Origin of the sequence: Luteimonas sp. J29 (genome assembly GCF_000472505.1) — a bacterium.
GTDB lineage: Bacteria > Pseudomonadota > Gammaproteobacteria > Xanthomonadales > Xanthomonadaceae > Luteimonas.
The window spans coordinates 101,151-117,131 of sequence record NZ_AWZR01000002.1; the positions used below are offsets into that span (position 1 = coordinate 101,151).

General features: G+C 72.2%; 13 protein-coding genes. 6 read left to right on the plus strand and 7 right to left on the minus strand.

Annotation, left to right across the window (positions count from 1 at the left end; translation table 11 throughout):
- Positions 1-21: 21 nt before the first annotated feature.
- Both LUTJ29_RS0103345 and LUTJ29_RS0103350 read right to left on the minus strand, forming a co-directional pair.
- The gene (locus tag LUTJ29_RS0103345) at positions 22-777 is read right to left on the minus strand and encodes a LytTR family DNA-binding domain-containing protein (protein ID WP_027071308.1); all 756 of its coding nucleotides are present in this window, start codon (positions 775-777) and stop codon (positions 22-24) included.
- Complete coding sequence (locus LUTJ29_RS0103350) at positions 774-1,844, minus strand: histidine kinase (protein ID WP_027071309.1); 1,071 nt, start codon at positions 1,842-1,844, stop codon at positions 774-776. Before LUTJ29_RS0103350 ends, LUTJ29_RS0103345 begins: the two co-directional genes overlap by 4 nt.
- Positions 1,845-1,990: 146 nt before the next feature.
- On the opposite strand from LUTJ29_RS0103350, the gene LUTJ29_RS15970 reads away from it, so the two are divergent.
- A complete protein-coding gene (locus LUTJ29_RS15970) occupies positions 1,991-2,986 on the plus strand; it encodes a PD40 domain-containing protein (RefSeq protein ID WP_144774223.1) in 996 nt (331 codons plus the stop codon).
- Between the two features lie 69 nt (positions 2,987-3,055).
- Here LUTJ29_RS15970 and LUTJ29_RS15975 read toward each other — a convergent pair whose 3' ends face one another.
- On the minus strand, positions 3,056-4,402 hold the full coding sequence (locus tag LUTJ29_RS15975; RefSeq protein WP_043740315.1) for a DEAD/DEAH box helicase: 1,347 nt from the start codon (positions 4,400-4,402) through the stop codon (positions 3,056-3,058).
- A 376-nt stretch (positions 4,403-4,778) separates the two neighbouring features.
- On the opposite strand from LUTJ29_RS15975, the gene LUTJ29_RS0103365 reads away from it, so the two are divergent.
- Positions 4,779-5,147: a hypothetical protein gene (locus LUTJ29_RS0103365; protein ID WP_027071310.1), complete on the plus strand. Its 369-nt coding sequence runs from the start codon at positions 4,779-4,781 to the stop codon at positions 5,145-5,147.
- 4 nt (positions 5,148-5,151) lie between these two features.
- Positions 5,152-7,035, plus strand: a complete 1,884-nt coding sequence (locus LUTJ29_RS0103370) for a monovalent cation:proton antiporter-2 (CPA2) family protein (RefSeq protein WP_027071311.1) — start codon at positions 5,152-5,154, stop codon at positions 7,033-7,035.
- A gap of 4 nt (positions 7,036-7,039) precedes the next feature.
- On the opposite strand, the gene LUTJ29_RS0103375 is transcribed toward LUTJ29_RS0103370, so the two are convergent.
- Positions 7,040-8,413 carry an MBL fold metallo-hydrolase gene (locus LUTJ29_RS0103375; RefSeq protein ID WP_027071312.1) on the minus strand — a complete coding sequence of 458 codons (1,374 nt, stop codon included), beginning with the start codon at positions 8,411-8,413 and terminating at the stop codon, positions 7,040-7,042.
- 208 nt (positions 8,414-8,621) lie between these two features.
- Here LUTJ29_RS0103375 and LUTJ29_RS0103380 point away from each other — a divergent pair, with 208 nt between their 5' ends.
- Together LUTJ29_RS0103380 and LUTJ29_RS0103385 are read left to right on the plus strand one after the other, a co-directional pair.
- Complete coding sequence (locus LUTJ29_RS0103380) at positions 8,622-10,688, plus strand: M13-type metalloendopeptidase (protein WP_027071313.1); 2,067 nt, start codon at positions 8,622-8,624, stop codon at positions 10,686-10,688.
- A 503-nt stretch (positions 10,689-11,191) separates the two neighbouring features.
- Positions 11,192-13,207, plus strand: coding sequence for a M13 family metallopeptidase (locus LUTJ29_RS0103385; RefSeq protein WP_027071314.1), 2,016 nt, complete (start codon positions 11,192-11,194; stop codon positions 13,205-13,207).
- Between the two features lie 33 nt (positions 13,208-13,240).
- Here the strand turns inward: LUTJ29_RS0103385 and LUTJ29_RS0103390 are convergent, their stop codons facing one another.
- A complete protein-coding gene (locus tag LUTJ29_RS0103390; RefSeq protein WP_027071315.1) occupies positions 13,241-13,717 on the minus strand; it encodes a DUF2269 domain-containing protein in 477 nt (158 codons plus the stop codon).
- Positions 13,698-14,975 (minus strand): SDR family oxidoreductase, encoded by a 1,278-nt coding sequence (locus LUTJ29_RS0103395; RefSeq protein ID WP_027071316.1) that lies wholly within the window; start codon positions 14,973-14,975, stop codon positions 13,698-13,700. The genes LUTJ29_RS0103390 and LUTJ29_RS0103395 overlap by 20 nt, the downstream gene beginning before the upstream one ends.
- Before the next feature lie 48 nt (positions 14,976-15,023).
- On the opposite strand from LUTJ29_RS0103395, the gene LUTJ29_RS15980 reads away from it, so the two are divergent.
- Positions 15,024-15,473 (plus strand): hypothetical protein, encoded by a 450-nt coding sequence (locus tag LUTJ29_RS15980; RefSeq protein ID WP_051322662.1) that lies wholly within the window; start codon positions 15,024-15,026, stop codon positions 15,471-15,473.
- A gap of 195 nt (positions 15,474-15,668) precedes the next feature.
- Here the strand turns inward: LUTJ29_RS15980 and LUTJ29_RS0103405 are convergent, their stop codons facing one another.
- Positions 15,669-15,953, minus strand: coding sequence for a hypothetical protein (locus LUTJ29_RS0103405; protein WP_027071317.1), 285 nt, complete (start codon positions 15,951-15,953; stop codon positions 15,669-15,671).
- Positions 15,954-15,981: the final 28 nt, after the last annotated feature.

Genomic DNA, 15,981 nt, shown 5'->3' on the forward strand with positions numbered 1-15,981 from the left:
TGCGCGCCGCGGCCGATGGACTCAGCCCTCCAGCCCCAGCGCCGCGCGCAGCGCCTGGCGGTAGCGACGGCCGGACGCGAGCCGGGTGCCGTCGCGCAGGCGCAGGCTGTACTGCCCGGCACCGAGCGGCTCGACCTGCTCGACCAGGTCGATGCGCACCGCGCGCGAGCGGTGCACGCGCACGAAGCGCGCCGGGTCCAGGCGATCGAGCAGCGCGGCCAGCGGCTGGCGCAGCAGCAGGCTGCGACCAGGGAGCACAAGCTCGACGTAGTTGCCCTGTGCCACCAGCATGCTGATCTCGTCGACCGCCACCACGCGCAGGCGCGGCCCGTCCGGGACCGCGAGGCGGGAGAGGTATCCGCCGGCCGCCGGGGCTGGTTCACGCAGGGGCGCCGAGGGTGGCGGCACCGGCGCCATCCGTGCACGCACCCGCTCGACCGCCTCGCGCAGGCGCACCGGCGACAGCGGCTTGACCAGGTAATCGACCGCATCCACCGCGAACGCCTCGAGCGCGCGTTCGCCGTATGCGCTCACCACCACCACCCGCGGCCGCGCCGGCGCCGGCATCCGCTCCAGCAGCTCGAATCCGTCGAGCCCGGGCATGCGCACATCCAGGAACACGACGTCCGGCCGCACCTGCGCCAGCCCGGACAGCGCCGCGGCGCCGTCGCGATAACTGCCCACCACCTCCACGCCGCCCAGGTCGCCGAGCATGCGTTCGAGCCGCCGCCGGGCCAGCGGCTCGTCGTCGACGATGGCCGCACGCAACGGGGTCATGCCGCGACCTCGCGCGCGGGCGCGCACGGGACCACGACCCGTGCGGTGGTGCCGCCGAGCGCATTGGGCAGCAGCTGCAGGGAGGCTTCTGTGCCGTGCAGCTGCTGCAGCCTCGCGCGCAGGTTGGCCAGGCCGTGGCCGGGGCGCGCCTCCGGATCAGGCCCGCCGCCGTCGTCGCACACCGCCAGGTGCAGGGCGGGGCCCTCGCGCCGCGCCTCGACGACCAGGCGCCCGGGTCCCGTGCGCCGCGCCAGCGCGTGCACGATCGCGTTCTCGGCCAGCGGCTGCAGCAGCAGCGGCGGTACCCGCACGTCGCCCACGTCGTCCCCGATCCGCCATTCCACCCGCAGGCGGTCGCCCAGGCGCAGCGACTCGATGTCGAGGTAGTGGCGCAGCAGCGCCAGTTCCTCGCGCAGCGGCACCTGCGGCGTGGCCTGGCGCTCGAGGCTGCTGCGCAGCAGCGCGCCGAGCGCCACCAGCATCCGGTCGGCGGCATCCGGATCCAGGTGCACGACCTCGGCGATGGAGTTGAGTGCGTTGAACATGAAGTGCGGATTGAGCTGCGAGGCCAGCAGCTGCAGGCGCGCGCCGGCCAGGTCGGCCTCCAGCCGCGCGGCCCGGCGCTCGCGCTCGCGCGCCCGCGCCGCGTACAGCCAGGCGTGGCACGCACCGACCATCAGCCACAGCAGCAGCAGGTTGTTGGCCAGGCTCGCGGCGAGCACCGTGGCGACCGCCGGCTGCCCGTGGTACCAGCCGACCCACGGGTTGAGCGCCAGCACCGCCAACGCGCGCAACACCACGATCGCCAGCACCAGGGCGAAGGTCGCCGGCAGGTGCCGGGCGAGTCGGCCGCGCTCGAGCGGGAAACGCTGCACGCCCCACAGCAGCAGCAGGGTCAGCGGGATCCACAGCCAGGCCGAGGCGAAGCCGATCGTGGCCGCGCGCCCGAGCGGCATCACCTGGCCGTCGGCGCCTTCCATGCTCAGTGCCTGGCTGGTGGAGGCCACGCCGTACAGCGTCCACCAGGCGGTCACCAGCAGCAGCGTGGGCCAGGGACGCAAGCGCATATGCACGCCATGCTGGAACGGGCCGGCTGCGTCCGCAAGCGCCCAGGTGGCGTTCGCCCCGCGATCGGGACGCTTCGTCACAAGGTCGTTGCGTGGTGCGCGCCTGAAGGCCTCTGCTTCGGCACACCGTCGCCGGAGCAAGCGCCATGATCCGACCCGATGCCCTGACCGCCGGACTGCTCGCCGCCGCACTCACCACCGCGCTCGCCGCGGCCTGCGCGCACGCGCGCGGCGGCCCCTCCCCGACCCCTTCTCCTTCTCCCGTTCCCTCCCCTGCGTCGCCCTCCCCTCACGCGCCGCCCTGCCCGCCGACCGAGGTGTTCGCCCCCGGCACCATTTCCCTTCCCGACAGCTGGCAGTGGCGGCTGAACTTCAATCCGCTGCTCACCGAGGCGTACTGGTCGCACAGCGAAGGCTGGTGGCCCGGCACGCGCGAGCGCGCCGAGATCCGCACCTCGCGCCGCCTGCCGGGCGGCCGCTGGTCCACGCCGGCCGTGGTGCCGTTCTCGGGCACGTACGCCGACATGGATCCGTTCGTGACCCCGCTCGGGACGGCGATGTTCTTCTCGTCCATGCGCCCGGTGGACGGCCGGCCCCGGCAGGACATGGACCTGTGGATGGTGCGCCGCACCGCGCACGGGTGGAGCGAGCCGGTGCACCTCGGCGACCAGGTCAACGCCGAGGGCTACGACGAGCTGTATCCGAGCGCGGACCTGCTCGGCAACCTGTACTTCGCCCGGGTCAAGGCACCGGAGCCCGGCGGGGACGTGCAGATCTGGCGCAGCCGCCCGCGGCGCGACGGCAGCTACGGTCCGCCGGAACTGCTGGGCCCGGGCGTGAACACGCCCGAGCGCTGGGAATTCAATCCGGAGATCTCGCCCGACGGCCGAACCCTGCTGTTCGTGCGCCTGGACCGCGACGACGACGGCCTCGAGGACGTCGGCCATGGCTGGGGCGACCTCTACGTCAGCCGCCAGGTCCACGGCGTGTTCACCGAAGCGGTGAACCTGGGCCCGTGCGTGAACACGGCCGCCGACGAGTACCACCCCACCGTGCTGTGGGGACGCGGCGAACTCTATTTCGCCCGCAGCGCCGGCACCCCCGGGAACTTCCACCGCACCCGGCTGCGCCTGCCGCGCTGAGCGCGCGGAATGCGGGCAAGAAAAAGGCCGGCCCCCGCGGGGGCCGGCCTTCGTGTGCCCGGCCGGGCCTCAGGCGCGCGAGTCGCGGCGCTGGTTGCCGCCGCGGGACGGGCGCGAACCCGGCTTGCCGGCATGCGCGTGCGCCCCCTGGCCGCCGGGCTTGCCGTGGCCGCGCTGGCCGGGCTTGCGTGGCGGACGCTGCCCGCCGCCGGGCTTGCCGCCGCCGTTGCGCCGGCCCGGCTGGTTGCCGTCGAGGCGCAGCGGCTGCGCCGGCGCGTAGCCGGGCACGTCCTCCATCTCGATCCCCGCCTTGAGCAGGCGCTGGATCTGCCGCAGCAGCGCGGCCTCGTCCGGCGACACCAGCGACAGGGCTTCTCCGCTGGCGCCGTTGCGGCCGGTGCGGCCGATGCGGTGCACGTAGTCCTCGGCCACCATCGGCAGGTCGTGGTTGATCACCAGCGGCAGGCTCGGGATGTCGAGGCCGCGCGCGGCCACGTCGGTGGCGACCAGGATCCGCGCCTTGCCGGACTTGAACTGGTCGAGCGCCTTCTGCCGCTGCGCCTGGCTCTTGTTGCCGTGGATCGCCAGCGCCGGCAGTCCGGCCTTGCCGAGCTGTTCGGCGAGGCGGTTGCAGCCATGCTTGGTCTTGCCGAACACCAGCACCTGGTCGGCGTGGCGCCGCGACAGGATCTCGACCAGCAGGTCGCGCTTGCGCGAGGCGTCCACCGGATGCACGCGGTGGACGATGGTGTCGGCGATGGTGTTCTGCGCGGCGACCTGCACTTCGGCCGGATCCTTGAGCAGCTCCATCGCCAGGGCGCGGATCCGCGGCTCGAAGGTGGCCGAGAACAGCATCGTCTGGCGCTGCTGCGGGACGCGCGCGAGCACGCGCTTGATCGAGGGCAGGAAGCCCATGTCGAGCATGCGGTCGGCCTCGTCGAGCACCAGCAGTTCCACCGCGTCGAGCTTGGCGTGGCCGGAGTCGAGGTGGTCGAGCAGGCGGCCCGGGCAGGCGACGAGGACGTCGACGCCGCGGCGCAGGTTGTCGATCTGCGGCTGCATGCCGACGCCGCCGAAGACCATGGTCACGTTCAGGCGCAGGTGGCGGCCGTAGGCCTTGAGGCTGTCGGCGACCTGCACCGCCAGCTCGCGGGTCGGCACCAGCACCAGGGCGCGCGGCTTGCGCGGCCCCTTGGCGGGCGTGGCCTTGGCCAGCTGCTGCAGCAGCGGCAGGCCGAAGGCGGCGGTCTTGCCGGTACCGGTCTGGGCGGCGCCCAGCAGGTCGCGGCCCTGCAGGGCGAAGGGAATGGCCTGGGCCTGGATCGGCGTCGGCGTGGTGTAGCCCGTCTCGGAGAGGGCGCGCAGCAGCGCGGGCGAAAGCCCCAGCGCGGCGAAGGGGGTGGTGTCAGGCGTCATGTGGGATTTGCTCCTCGGCAGCCGCGTCCCGCCGCGCCATGCGGCCACGGACGTGGGCACGGGCATCGATCGAGGCCTTCGGCTGGGCTTGCCCGGAACCATCCAGATCCGCGTTGCGGGCAATGATTGGCGGCGTCCGGAGGCTTCCGGAACCGTGTCTGCGCGACGAAAGACGTGCGGGAGAGGCGCCGCCGGGAGGTCCCCCGGGGCCGGCCTGCCAGGATCGTGGCCTGCGGATGCAGGTGGGCAGCCGTGTTGCAAACGCCGTCATTGTACCCGTTGCGCCCGTTCCCGGCCATCCCCGCGGCCGGGCGCGCTGGAAAGCCGCCGGCCGGCTGTGACACCCTTGCATGCGACCCCGCCCCGCGAGCGCCGCATGTCCTTCCGTCCGACCCCGCCGAGTCCCGGAATCGTCCTTGCCCGCCTGCTGCTGGCGAGCGTGTTCATCGTGATGGGGAGCTGGCGCCTGTGGGCCGCCTGGCGCGGCGTGCCCACCAGCGGCGCGACCCTGACCTTCAGCGCGGCCGAACTGCTGCTGGGGGTGCTGATGGCGGCGGGATGGAAGGTCCGGGCGCTGGCCCTGGCCGCCGCCGCCCTGCTGGTGGCCGACGCTGTGATGAACCATCCGTTCTGGGGCCTGGCCGAGCCGGCCCGCAGTGCGCAGCTGCTGCACTTCATGAAGAACGCCGGCCTGGTCGGCGGCTTCCTGCTGCTGTCGCTGACCGCGCCCGCGCGACGGCGCTGAGGCCATGGCGGCCGACGCGGGCGCCGATAACCTGCTGGTCGGCGCCGTCGCCCTGCTCGGCGCGGCGGTGGTCTTCGTGCCGCTGTTCCGGCGGCTCGGGCTGGGCTCGGTGCTCGGCTACCTGGCCGCGGGCATCACCATCGGGCCGTTCGGGCTGGGCTGGTTCTCGCACCCGCAGGCGATCCTGCACTTCGCAGAACTGGGCGTGGTGATGTTCCTGTTCGTGGTCGGGCTGGAGATGCGCCCGTCCCAGCTGTGGAACCTGCGCCGGCAGATCTTCGGCCTCGGCGCGCTGCAGATCTGCATCGCGGGCGCGGCCCTGGTGGGGGTTCTGCGGCTGTTCGGCCTGTCGCCGCAGGCCGCGTTCATCGGCGGCGCCGGCTTCGTGATGACCTCGACCGCGATCGTGATGCAGGTGCTGGGCGAGCGCGGCGACATCGCGCTGCCGCGCGGGCAGCGCATGGTGTCGATCCTGCTGTTCGAGGACCTGCTGATCGTGCCGCTGCTGGCGCTGGTGGCGGTGATGTCGCACGCGCCCGCGGATCCGGACGCGCCCTCGGGGCTGGTGGCCGTGGGCATCGCCGCGGCCGCGCTGCTCGGCCTGGTGGTGGCGGGGCTGTACCTGCTCAATCCGCTGTTCCGGCTGCTGGCGGCGGCCAAGGCGCGGGAGGTGATGACCGCCGCGGCATTGCTCGTGGTGCTGGGTGCGGCGGTGCTGATGGAGATGGGCGGGCTGTCGATGGCCATGGGCGCCTTCCTGGCCGGCGTGCTGCTGTCCGGGTCCACGTTCCGGCACCAGATCGAGGCGGACATCGAACCGTTCCGCGGCATCCTGCTCGGCCTGTTCTTCCTCGCCGTGGGCATGTCGCTGGACCTGGCGGTGGTGCGCGACGGCTGGACCCTGGTGCTGCTGGCCGTGCCGGCGCTGATGCTGGCCAAGGCCGCGTGCATCTACGTCGTCGCGCGGCTGCTGCGCACCAGCCACCGCGACGCGCTCGACCGCGCGGTGCTGATGGCGCAGGGCGGCGAGTTCGCCTTCGTGCTGTACGCGGCGGCCGAGGCCGCGGGCGTGATCGACGGCCCGACCAGCGACACCCTCACCGCGACCGTGGTGCTGTCGATGGTGCTGACCCCGCTCGCCACGCTCGCGGTGCGGCCGTTGCTGCGCGAGACGACGACCCCGTCGCTGGACGGGGTGGACGTGGCCGGCGGCCAGACCGGCAGCGTGCTGATCATCGGCTTCGGCCGCTTCGGGCAGGTGATGAGCCAGTCGCTGCTGGCGCGCGATGTCGACGTGACCATCATCGACAACGACATCGACATGATCCGCAGCGCGTCGGAGTTCGGCTTCAAGGTGTACTACGGCGACGGCCGCCGGCTCGACGTGCTGCGCGCCTCGGGCGCGGGGACGGCGCGTGCGCTGGCGGTGTGCGTGAACGACCGCGCCGCCGCCAACCGGATCGTGGAACTGGCGCGGCGGCACTTCCCGCAGGCCAAGCTGCTGGTGCGCGCCTACGACCGCCAGCATGCGCTGCAGCTGGTCAAGGCCGGGGTCGACGTGCAGGTGCGCGAGACCTTCGGCTCGGCCGTGGCCTTCGGCGAGGCGGCCCTGCGCGCGCTCGGCGTGCCCGCCGACGAGGCCGCGGCGATCTCCACCCAGATCCGCAAACTCGACGCCGAGCGCTTCGAGATGGAAGTGGCCAGCAACGATTCGCGCGCCGGCGCGCGGCTGGTCATCGGCAATCGGCGCCAGGGCGGCGCGCCAGCGCCGAAGCCGACGCCGTTCGTGCCGCCCAAGCGGCCCTCCGTGGCGCTCAACGCCGGCGCCGAGCAGGCGGCCACGCCGCAGGCGCCGACGCAGGACCCGGCGGACAAGCCGCCGGCCTGAGCGCTCAGACCTCGACCGCCGTCCCGGGCCGCGCCAGCGTCACCTCGCCCGCGCCGCGGCGGCGCAGCTCGCGCGCGAGCGGCTCGCGCGCGCGATCCTCGCCATGCACCAGCACCACCGGTGGGTTGCCCTCGAAGTGCCCGTACCAGGCCAGCAGCCCGGACTGGTCGGTATGCGCCGACAGGCCGCCGATGGTGTGGATCCGTGCGTTGACCCGGTACTCCTCGCCGTGGATGCGCACCGTGGCTGCACCGTCCACCAGCCGGCGCCCGAGCGTGCCTTCGGCCTGGTAGCCGACGAACACGACGTGGGTGGCGCGGCGCTCGATGTTGTGGCGGAAGTGGTGCAGGATCCGGCCGCCGTTGGCCATGCCGCTGCCGGCGATCACGATTGCGCCGTTCTCGATCCGGTTGATCGCCATCGAGGCCTCAGTGCTGTCGGTCAGGTGCAGGTTCGGCAGGGTGAACGGATTGGGGCGGCGCTTCCAGACCTCGCGCGCCTCCTCGTCGAACAGCGTGCGGTGGCGGTCGTAGACCGCGACCACCTTCGCCGCCATCGGGCTGTCGAGGAAGATGCGCCAGCGCGAGATCTGCCATTCGTCCCAGTAGCGCGCGAACCAGTACAGCAGCTCCTGCGAGCGGCCCACGGCGAAGGCCGGGATCAGCACCTTGCCGCGCGCGTTCCACGCCTGCTCGAGGAGGTCGCCGAACTCGTGGATGGTGTCGAGCCGGTCGCGGTGGTTGCGGTCGCCGTAGGTGGATTCCATCAGCACCAGGTCGGCGTTGCGGACCAGTTCGGGATCGCGCAGGATCGGCGTGCCTTGCGGCCCGAGGTCGCCCGAGAACACCAGCTTGCGGCCCTCCGCCCACAGTTCGACGATCGAGGAGCCGAGGATGTGGCCGGCGTCGCGGAACGCGATCTCGACGCCGGGTGCGATCGTGGTGCGCGCGCCGTAGCGCAGCGGGCGCACCCGCTCGAGTACGTCCTCGACGTCCTTGCGGGTGAACAGCGGCATGGCCTCGGGCTCGCCGGGCCGGCGCCTGCGGTTCTCGCGCTCGGCATCGTTCTCGGCCAGCGAGGCGGCGTCGAGCAGCATCACCGGCAGCAGGTCGGCGCCGGCGTCCTGGATGTAGATCGGGCCGCGGAAGCCCTGCCAGACCAGGCGCGGGATGCGGCCGACGTGGTCGATGTGGGCGTGGCTGACGACCAGCGCGTCGATCGAGGCCGGGTCGAACGGGAACGGCTCGAAGTTGCGCGCCTCCATCTCGCGGCCGCCCTGGATCATCCCGCAGTCGAGCAGGATCCGCCGGCCCGCGGCCTCGACCAGGTGCATCGAACCGGTCACCTCGCCCGCCGCGCCGTGGAAATGGACCCGCATGCCGTGCCTCCACCCTGGACAGGTCCCGATTTTGCCTGCGCGCGCGCGTTCCCGCAGCCGGGCCGCCGCGGGCGCCTATGACCTCCGACACCCTTCCCGGACAGGACGCAGGCGTACAGTGCGGCGCACAACCGGCCACGGCCACCGCCGTGGCCGCCGCTTCCGCCGCTCCACGGAGAATTCCATGCGTGCACCCGCACCCCGCCTGCTGCTCCTGTCCCTCGCCGTCACCCTCGCGGTGACCGCCTGCGGCAGGGACCAGGCCCCCGCCACCGATTCCACCGCCGCGCAGCCGTCCTTCGTTCTCGACGAGGCCAGCCTGCCGCCGGTCAACCGCTTCCAGCCGTCCGACCTCGACGACACGATCAACGCCTGCGTCGACTTCGCCGGCTACGTGAACGCAAAGTTCCTCGCGGCCAACCCGGTGCCGGCCGACCGCACCAACTGGGGCGCGTTCGAGATGCTCGACGAGCGCTCCACCGCGATCCAACACCAGCTCGCGCAGCACGCGGCCAGCCTCGAGGATGCGACCGGCGTCGAAAAGCTGGTGGGTGATTTCTGGGCCACCGGCATGGACGAGGCGAAGATCAACACCCAGGGCATCGAGCCGCTGAAGGACGAACTGGCCGCGATCGACGCGCTCTCCGACACCGCCGGCCTCGTGGACTGGCTGCAGCGCACCGCCGCCCGGGGCCAGGGCTTCCTGCTCGGCGTCGCGGCGATGCCCGACTTCCAGGATTCCTCGATCAACATCGCCGCCACCGGCCAGGGTGGCCTGGGCCTGCCCGACACGCCCTACTACACCGACGACAGGCATGCGGCGATCCGCGAGGCCTACGTCGCCCACATCGCCAAGGTGCTGGAGCTGTCCGGCGTGCCGGCCGACGAAGCCGCGCGGCAGGCCAAGGACGTGATGGCGTTCGAGACCCGCCTGGCGAAGGTGTCGAAGTCGCGCGCCGAGTTCTCGCGCGACGTGTCGCTGTACTACAACCCGATGCAGGTGGCCGACGCCGACAAGCTGACCCCGAACTTCCCGTGGACGAAGTTCTTCGAGGTCCAGGGCATCGAGCAGCCGAAGCTGTTCTCGGTCTCGGTCCCCGACTTCTTCCGCGAAGTGGACGCGATGCTGGTGGACGTGCCGGTCGAGCAGTGGAAGAGCTACCTGCGCTTCCACGTGGTCGACAACGCCTCGCCGTACCTGTCCGACGAGTTCGTGCAGCAACACTTCGAGTTCCACAACAAGACCCTGAGCGGCCAGAAGGAAATCAAGCCGCGCTGGAAGCGGGTGCTCGCCACGATCAACAACCAGATCGACGAGGCCATGGGCCAGATGTACGTCAAGGTCGCGTTCCCGCCCGAGTCCAAGGAGCGGATGGAAGCGCTGGTCGCCAACCTCGGCGAGGCCCTGAAGGAGCGGATCCGGAACCTGGAGTGGATGAGCGACGAGACCAAGGCCAAGGCGCTGGAAAAGCAGGCCGCGTTCACCACCAAGATCGGCTACCCCGACAAGTGGCGCGACTGGACCGGCCTTGAGACCAGCCGCGACAGCTACCTGGGCAACGTGCTGGCGGCGCAGGAGTTCAACTATCGCTGGATGATCAACAAGATCGGCAAGCCGGTGGACCGCACCGAATGGGCGATGCCGCCGCAGATGGTCAACGCCTACTACAACCCGCTGCAGAACGAGATCGTGTTCCCGGCCGCGATCCTGCAGCCGCCGTTCTTCGACCCCGACGCGCCGGACGAGATGAACTACGGCGGCATCGGCGCGGTGATCGGCCACGAGATGAGCCACGGCTACGACGACCAGGGCAGCCGCTTCGGACCGACCGGCAAGTTCGAGAACTGGTGGACCGAAGCCGACGCGGCCGCGTTCAAGGAACGCACCGCCAAGCTGATCGCCCAGTTCGACGCCTACAAGCTCCCCGATGGCCGCACGCTCAACGGCACCCATACCCTGGGCGAGAACATCGGCGACCTCGGCGGCCTGGCCACGGCCTACGACGCGATGAAGAAGGCCACGCAGGGCCAGCCCGACCCGATGACCGACGGCCTGACCAGGGACCAGCGCTTTTTCCTGAACTGGGCCACGGTCTGGCGCCGCAACTTCACCCCGGAGGAGCTGAGCAAGCGCCTGGTGACCGACGAGCACGCCCTGGCGCAGTTCCGCGCCATCGGCGCCCCGTCCAACCTGCCCGCCTTCGCCGAGGCGTTCGACTGCAAGCCCGGCGACCCGATGGTGCGCGACGGCGACGACCGTGTGATCATCTGGTAATCCGGCGCAACCGCGCCATACGGAAAAGCCCGGCGAACGCCGGGCTTTTTCTTTCGGAAGCATGCGGGCTTGCGCCCCGCCGACGTCACCGGAGACGCGCCACGCCGCGGCTGGTGGTCCCGCGCAGCGAACTTACAGGGGGAGGCGCGCGCCGTGCGCACGCCGGAGGACATTCGCGGAGCGGGGCCGCCAGTCGCGGCGTGGCCCGTCCTCCGCCAAGGACCTAAAAGCAGCCGCCGCCGCAAGTCTCGGAGCCGGTCCACCCGGACAGATCATCGAAGCAAGACGTGCCCCGACCGAAGCTGAGCCGCGGCGCGGCCCGTCCGCCGCCAAGCCCCCCGACGGGACACGCGGATCAGCCTCGCCGACATCCCGGCACCTGTCGTCGAGCGCCGGCTGCGACACCGCCCGGATCCGTGACCGGGGCCGCGCCGGCGGTGAAGGCCGCCCGCGCCCCCCTTGCTAGAATCCGGGCCCGATCCCAGCCACCCCGGACGAGCTCCATGCCGATGCAGAAGCCGCTTGCCGCCGCCCTCGCCACCTGCCTGCTCCTGGTCCTGGCCGCGCCCGACGCCCACGCCCAGCGCCGCAAGGCCCCGGCGCAACCGGCGCTCACCGCGTGCACCGACTTCTACACCTTCGTCAACAAGGACTGGCTCGCGGCCAACACCGTGGTCGACGGCACCGGCTCGGTCTCTGCCCTGGGCCAGCTGCAGCAGCGCACCCTCCTGCAGCAGCGCGCGCTGCTGGACGACGCCGTCCTGTCGCCGCAGAACGACGTGCAGAAGCTGCTCGGCGACTTCTGGGCCAGCGGCATCGACGAGGCCGCGGTCGAGCGCGACGGCGCCCAGCCGATCGCCACCCTGCTCTCGCGCATCGACGCCATCCGCCGCGCCCGCGACATCCCGCCCGCGATCGCCGCGCTGCACCAGGTCGGCATCCCGGTGGCGTTCAACTTCAGCGCCGACCTCGACCTCGGCGACCTCGACCGCTACGTCGGGTACTTCACCCAGGGCGGCATCGCCCTGCCCGACCCCGCCTACTACACCCGCGAGGACGCCGACACCCGCGCCCTGCTCGGCCGCTACACCGAGTACGTCGAGAAGATCCTCGCCCTCACCGGCACGCCGCAGGACAAGCTCAAGGAAGAGATGGCGATGGTGCTCGACCTCGAGACGCGGCTGGCCCGCGCCTCGCGCCCGATCGACACCCTGCGCGATCCGCGCGCGAACTACGCCCTGGTATCCACCGCCGGCTTCGCCAAGCAGTTCCGCAACCTGCAGCTCGACCAGTTCCTGCAGGCGCAGGGCGTGAGCGCCGACCAGGTGTCGATGGCCCACGTCGAGTACTTCACCGAGGTCGACGACCTGGTGCGCACGCTCAAGCCGGGCCAGTGGAAGACCTACCTGCGCTACCAGATCGGCAACGCGATGGCGCCCTACCTCAACCAGGCCTTCCGCGACGCCCACTTCTCGTTCCACGGCCGCGTGCTGCGCGGCCAGTCCACCCCGCCGCAGCGCGACGTGCAGGTGCTGGAGGCGATCAACCGCGCCGCCGGGCCGATGCTGGCGCGCGAGTACGTCGCCCGCTACCTGCCCGAGGCCACCCGCTCGCGCGCCGAGGCCATCGCCGGCCAGGTCCGCGACGCGCTGGCACGCGCGGTCGCGCGCAGCACGTGGATGTCGGCCGAAGCCCGCACCGAGGCCGAAGCCAAGCTCGCCGCGCTGCGGATCGAGATCGGCGCCCCCGCCTACGACGTCGACTTCAGCGTCCAGCCGATGGGCCGCAGCAGCTTCGGCAGCAACATGCTGATCGCCTCGAGCTGGCACCACCGCGAGGAGATGCGCCGCATCGGCCGCACCAACGCGCAGCGCCGCTGGGGCGTGCAGCCGCAGGACCCGGCGCTGGCCTACGACATCGCCCACAACCGCCTGATCGTCTCCGCCGCGGCGCTGCAGGCCCCGGTCCTGGACATGGAGCAGGACACAGCGGCGCAGTACGGCAGCTTCGGCGCCCTGGTCGCGCACGAACTCGGCCGCGCCGTCGACATCAAGGGCCGGCTGGTCGATGCCTCGGGCGGGATCCGCACCTGGTGGACGGCCGCCGACGAGGCCGCCTACGGCGCGCTCGCCGACCGCCTTGCCCTGCAGTACGCCAACTACGACTATCCGGCGGCCGACGGGCTCAAGGTCAACGCCACCCTGACCCGCGAAGGCAACATGGCCGACCTGGCCGCGGTGGAACTGGCGTTCGACGCGCTCGAGGCCGCGCAGCCGGGGGCGGACAACGCCGCGCACGAATCCTTCTTCCGCGCCTGGGCCGCGCTGTGGCGCGAGCAGCTGTCGGCCGAATCGGCCACCGAGGCCGCCGCGACCAGCGTGCACGCCCCGGGCCAGTGGCGCGCGAACGGGCCGCTGGTGAACCTGCCCGCCTTCGCCAAGGCGTTCAAGTGCAAGGCCGGCAACCCGATGGTGCGCAAGCCCGAGGAGCAGGTGTCGATCTGGCGCCAGGCCGAGTAAGGCGCATCGCGCCGCGGACGGGCCGGGCGTCGTTCAACCGATGAACGGCACCCGGCGCGCCACCATCATGTAGAAGATCGCCAGGAACGACACCAGCGCCGGGATCCCTAGCGCGGTCCACGCGCCCAGGTGGCGCGCGTACTCGACCGGCAGTTCGCGTCCGGCCGCCGCCGCCGCGACCGCCACGTCGCGCATCCGCATCTGCAGCCGCACCACCGGCAGCCAGCACAGCGCGGCGATCGCGAATGCGACCATCGACCAGAACAGCCATGGCGTGGCCAGGGGAGTCCCCATGCGCCGCGCCAGCCAGAGCCCGCTCAGCGGCTGGAACACGATCGTGGTGGCGGTGAAGATCCAGTCCGCGACCACGACATGGCGCGCCACCACCGCCACCACCTTCGCGTCGCGGGTCCGGCTCACGAAGAACAGGTAATACGCCGTGCCGATGCCGGTGCCGAACAGGAGCGTCGACGACAGTACGTGCAGGTACTTAACGAGGATCAGGTCCATCGCCCCGGTCCAGCGCGGCCAATGCCGCGATCATCGCCAGCAGCGGCAGGTTCTTCAACACCGGCCCGAACGGGTGCGACCACTGTTCGGGAAGCCAGATGGTGATGACCAGCGTGTAGGTCGCCACCAGCACCAGCTGCGCCACGTACAGCAGCGCCCTGCTGCGCATGAGCAGCAGGGCCACGCCCAGCGCGATGTCGAGCAGTGCCGCCGTCCACAGCGCCGCGTTGGCGAGGCCACCGGCCAGCCCGACCCGTGCCAGCAGCTCCAGCGAGAGTTCGCGCGGGTAGACAAAGAGCGAGATCAGGCCGGTGGCGATCCAGGTGAACGCCAGCGCCGCGCGCATCAGCGGCAGGCTCCAGCCCAGCAGCGCGTTGCGCCGCATGCGCGACAGCGGCAGGCCCTCGAAGAAGTGTTGGGGCGCGCGCGGCGCATGGCCCAGCCAGTTCGCGACGGGCGCCGGATCGGCGGTGCTGCCGCCGGCCAGCATCGCCAGCGCGTCGGGGTCCACCGGCACGCGGGGCATGGCGCGCGAGACCAGCCAGGCACCCGCGCGCGCCAACCACGCCGGCACCGGCACCGTGATCCCGCCGATCGCCAGCGCGTTCCGGAACAGCTCGACGTATTCGCGCAGCGGCAGTGGTCGCGGTCCCACCGCATCGATCGTGTCGGGCACCTCCGGCGCCTCCACCAGCCGCACCAGCACCGCGACCAGATCGTCGAGGTGGATGGGCTGGATCTCCTGCCGACCGCCCTCCGGCAGCGGCAGCAGGGGCAGCCCGGCCATGCCGGAGAAGGCGCGGGTGCTCGCGCCCGCGGGCGAGAACACCAGCGACGGCCGCACCACGCAGCGTTCCGGATGGCTGTACGCCAGCAGGGCCTCGTCGGCGCGTCCCTTGCTGGCCAGGAACGGGATCGGCGACCGTGGGTCGGCGCCGAGCGCCGAGACCTGCAGCACGCGCCCCACGCCCGCGACCCGCGCGGCATCGAACAGGCGCAGCGGCGCGTTCACGTGGACTGCATCGAACGACTGCTCTGCTGTCTCGCGGAAGATGCCTACCGTATTCACCAGCACGTCCACCTCGGCCAGCGCCCGCACCAGCGTGGCGTCGGCCGGCAGCGCGTTGAAGTCGAGCGCGACCGTGCCGCTCCCTGCGCGCGGGTCGCGCCCCGCCTGGACCACCTGATGGCCGCGCGCGCGCAGGCCGCGGGCAAGCGCGTCGCCCACCAGGCCGGTGCCGAGCACCATCACGCGCATGGGCGGGGACTCCTGCGGCGTGCCCTGCGCTCAGGCACCCTGGCGAGCGTGCTGTCCACGCTGATGGTCTCCGTGTTCAGCCGGTTCCGCACCGGCGCCGCGGCGGCGGGCACCAACGCCGCCAGCCAGTGGCTGTGGTATCCGCGCGCACGCCGGGTGCGCCGTGCATCGCCGCGCTACACGAGCGTCGGCTACGGCATCCACCACGCCAGCTCGCTGTGGTGGGCAGGCATATTCGAGGCGCTGCGGCCCGACCACGCTCCGCCCGCCGGACGCGCGATGCGGGCGGCGGGCGTCGCGGCACTCGCCTACGCGGTCGACTACCACGTGGTGCCGCGGCGGCTGAGCCCCGGATTCGAGCACCGCATCGGCGCCGCCGGGATGTTCTCGGCCTATGCCGCGTTCGCGCTCGGCCTGTACCTGGGATCGAGGCCCCGGCGAGGCCATGCCGGCGTACGCGCCACCCGACGCCGCGGCGCGCCATCCGCGCCCGGCTGACGGCATCGCAGCGCGCCGGCTGGCGGCCGCGGCAAGGAAGCCGCCGCCATCCTGGCCGCCCCCCGCGCCCACCGCCATCGCTGCCGACGGCTGGCCTGCGGAAAGCTCCTCCGCGACCGGGGAAGCGATGTCGTCACGGCATCGCGTCATGGCATGCATCGGCATGGCACCGCACACCTGCGACTCCGCACGACTTCAGGCCGCCATGCCAGCTGGCCCGGGATCCTCCGGGACGCCATGCGACGGCACGCTGCCGTGCACGAGTACGTCCTGGACGCGCTCCAGCAGGGCCGGCGGCATCAGCGTGTCGCACACGTAGGCATGCGCGCGTTCGAGCCGCGGTGCCAGGACACCGGCAGTGGCCGGGTGGTCGCTCCACGGCACGTACGTCGCCACACCCCCGGCCGGGATCTTCGCCGGAAGCGACTCGAAGGTCCTGGAGGACCCGTGCCAGGGCCCGCCGACGAAGATGATGTCCATGTGCAGTCGTCCTCGCCCTGCAGGCGCT